Source organism: Noviherbaspirillum sp. ST9, assembly GCF_048799745.1.
In the GTDB taxonomy this organism is placed as follows: domain Bacteria; phylum Pseudomonadota; class Gammaproteobacteria; order Burkholderiales; family Burkholderiaceae_D; genus Noviherbaspirillum.
Map to the genome: position 1 here is coordinate 1 of NZ_JBLWFR010000144.1, position 596 is coordinate 596.

Annotated in this window: 1 protein-coding gene; it reads right to left on the bottom strand. The window is 74.5% G+C overall.

The window, feature by feature from the left end; genetic code table 11:
• The coding region (locus tag ACNOHI_RS25225; protein WP_420477473.1) for a hypothetical protein at positions 1 to 596 on the bottom strand (596 nt) is incomplete at both ends.

Consider the following 596-nt stretch of genomic DNA (forward strand, 5'->3'; position numbering starts at 1 on the left):
GGCAGGATCCAGCGGCTTCACCGCCGACAGGTCCTTGCCCTCGGGCAGATAGAGACGGGTTCCGAAGCCCACCGAGGTCACGCTGTCGCCATCCCAGGCGAGGCCGAGCCCCCGCACCGTTCCGTCGGGCGACACGGCCACGAGACCGCCCTCGGCGGGCTGCACCAGGTGGTCGCCGCCCTCGCCGCTCAGCACCAGACCGTCGCCCGCCAGCCGCAGCTCCAGCCTGGACCCGTCGGGCGCGACATAGCGTCCAGCGATGCGGCTCGCCTTCTCCACGCGCGTGGCCGGGACGATAGGCGGCGGCGCGGGCAGGGGCCGGCCCTCGCGCACGGCGCGGAACAGCTGGCAGGCGAAGGTGGTGACCAGGCGCGGCCGATAGGGCTGGGCGCTGGCGTTGGTGGAGGCGAAGGCGCCCACGCCCGCCGCCGGGTCCACATGCAGGGACGAGGAGAAGGCCTCCATGCCGCCGGTGTGGTGCAGGCAGGGCCGCTCGTCGATGGGCACGATGGCGAGGCCGCAGGCATAGTGCGCCTTGGGGCCGAAGTCGGGGGCGGCCACGGCGGGGCTGGTGAAGCGCTTGGCGCTGTCGGCGG